This window comes from Phaeodactylibacter xiamenensis, assembly GCF_000759025.1.
GTDB lineage: Bacteria > Bacteroidota > Bacteroidia > Chitinophagales > Saprospiraceae > Phaeodactylibacter > Phaeodactylibacter xiamenensis.
In genome coordinates, this window is the sequence record NZ_JPOS01000116.1 from 1 (window position 1) to 2,789 (window position 2,789).

The window sequence follows — 2,789 nt, forward strand, 5'->3', positions numbered from 1 at the left end:
ACAACAGACTCTTATAGTGGGGAATATGCTATGTATCTAAAATCTTGGTATCAAGGAAACAATACAGTGTATTTTTATAATGGTGATTCACCAGTTAGACGTTTTGGATCCACAGAAAAGAACAAACATCTAGAAGGTGCAGGTACTCCAATAGATGAGCTTCCGTCAGAATTAAAGGGTTATTATAAGTTTCAAAATGTCAAACCCAATGATTCAATGATAGTCACAGTGTATGTAAAAAGATATATTGAAGAATATGATAGTATCCATATAGTAGGATATGGTCGGGGAAAATTTCCAGAAACTGAATTATATGAAGAATTTACAGTGCCGATTGTTGAGCACTCAGAGGGGACTCCTGATAGTATAATTATTCAGATTGAAACATCCACCAATGTGAACTTTTGTCAAAGCGTTGAGTGTAATTATTTAACAATTGATGACTTTTCATTAGAGTATGCTGTAAATACTGAGGAACTAATTTTAAATAGAATTGAGGTTTTTCCTAACCCATTCTCAGACAAAGTAAGAATCAGATCAGAAAGAGGTATTGAAAAAATAGTTGTATCAGATCTATCAGGAAGGATGATTTTATCTGAAACTACCTTTGATATAACAAAAGAATTAGATTTAAGTGGCTTTGATTCTGGAGTCTTAATACTTACAATTATTGATGAAGAAGGAATAAAGAATAACTATAAGTTAATTAAAATGAACTGATGAGAACAATGGCTACATGCCATGCCGGTAAAAATCTTCGATTGAAAAATAGAGATGAAAAACCCGCGCAGGCAGCAAAAGCCAGGCTGCGCCAATTTCGCCTTTTGCTGCCTGCGCTAGCATTTGTGAATTAAGACGAAAATGGTAAATTTAGAATCCGGCACGTCACGTAGCCGTTCCCGTTCGCTACCATGAAAAAATATAAAAACAAATGAAACTAATAACCACAATAGTATTTCTAATTTTTACAATCTCACTGTTTGGACAGAATACTGACTCAAATACTACTGAATTAGTACGAGAAATACAAGCTGAATTACAAAAAGCACAAGTTGAGATAGAGAAGCTCAATTTGAAGATTGATAATATCGAAAAAGAAAATAATGGAATAGTTGGAGTTTCAAATACGATTATCTCTTGGTCAGGAAGGATTTTTGCAATTTTTGCCGCTTTATTGAGTATCGCTACAGTTTATAGTGGATACCAAATTTCGCAAATAAGAAAGATTAAAAATGACTTAGAAGAACTTTATAAAAAATCAAAAAGGGAGATTGAAGACCAAAAATCGGAATTGGAGTCCCTAAGAGAAGATTTCAAAAAAGATAAGGAAGATTCTCTTAAACTTCTCTTTCCTTTAATAAGAGGGCAATGGTATTTTTATCAAGGGGATTATGAAAAATCACTTTCTGCATTTCTACAAGCAAAGAAAATTCAGCCTAATCATCCCGAAATTATAAGAAACTTATACCGGATTTTAGCAAACACAGGAAAAACCGAAGAAGCGATTCAAAACTTAGAAAAATTATATAAAGAATTTCCAGATGACAAGGTAATCAAATATCGTCTTGCTCAAACATATCGAAGAAATGGTCAATTAGAGAATGCTGAAATAGTTATCAAAGATGCTGCCATAAACGACAAATATCCACCTGCATTATATGAATATGGGTCTATCTTAATGAATAGCAATAGGCTAAAAGAAGCAGAAGAGATTTTTATCGAAGCAAACCGCCAGTTTCTAATAGAAGAAGGTGTGACAAAATATTGGGTATTCGTAAATCTATCCCTAACGCAATTGTTACTTGGAAAAATAGATGAAAGTAGAAGAAATGCAGATAAAGTTTTTGAAATTGTAAACACTCAATTAAAATTAGCGCCTTCAAACGCTCAGTTATACTCGAATTTAGGGTTAAGCTATCTACTGAAAGGCGATAATGTGCAAGAAGGAAAATCAGAATTTTTAAAATCAACGGAAAAGAACTTGCCATCAGGAATAGCTAAATCGATGATTAATAAAATTGAGTTGATTGATAGAGTTAAAGAAAGTCCTATAAATCAAGAAACAATCAAATTACTGAAATCATATTTGGAAAAAGAAAAGAACACGGTAGCGAACAATGGCTAGCCGACAATACTCCGTTTCACTCCGTACTGCGGCTAGCCGGACCGTTATGGGGTACCGCATCAGAATTGGCATTCTATGGAATTGAAAATATGGATTCTCCCGCCTCAAAAATGAAAATTCAGAATCGGGAAATCATCCGGAAATCGAGAACTGATTTTCAAATCGGGGAATTGAAATTTAGAAGGCGGGCAAATATCCTGTCGAGTATTGTATTCTTTACGGTTAATCGGACAGAAAACTAATAATTTGAATTCTTAAGATTAACCGGGCCCATCTTGAAAAATGAGATTGGTTTTTTCAGATGAGATTTACGTTTAGGCGGCTTTTGAAATAGAAATCAGGAATTTGAATCTCGTCCATAAACAGAAATCGGGAATCTGGAATCTGTAAATTTTGAACAGGAAACCGTTGATTGAATCAATTTGAGAACCAAGATCAGAAACTCAAGATTTGATAAACCTGAATCTGATTTTGATAAATCTGGAAAATCGAATTGAGTAAATCAGGAATCAAAAATCAGGTTGAATCTTCTGGAAATGGAGATCAGAATCCTGAAATAGGTCGATTGTTGTCAGATTATTGGTTGATTTGAGATTTGAAACGATCAAATTGAAGAATCAGAATCCCGAATTTGAATCGACTGAAAACCAGTAAATTAAAATCA

The 2,789-nt window shown here is 33.7% G+C and carries 2 protein-coding genes; both read left to right on the plus strand.

The annotated features are described in order from the left end of the window. On the plus strand, window positions 1–720 hold a 720-nt coding region (locus IX84_RS30015; protein ID WP_044230239.1), incomplete at its 5' end, for a T9SS type A sorting domain-containing protein. 211 nt (window positions 721–931) lie between these two features. Beyond that, a complete protein-coding gene (locus tag IX84_RS30020) occupies window positions 932–2,125 on the plus strand; it encodes a tetratricopeptide repeat protein (protein WP_044230242.1) in 1,194 nt (397 codons plus the stop codon). Window positions 2,126–2,789: the final 664 nt, after the last annotated feature.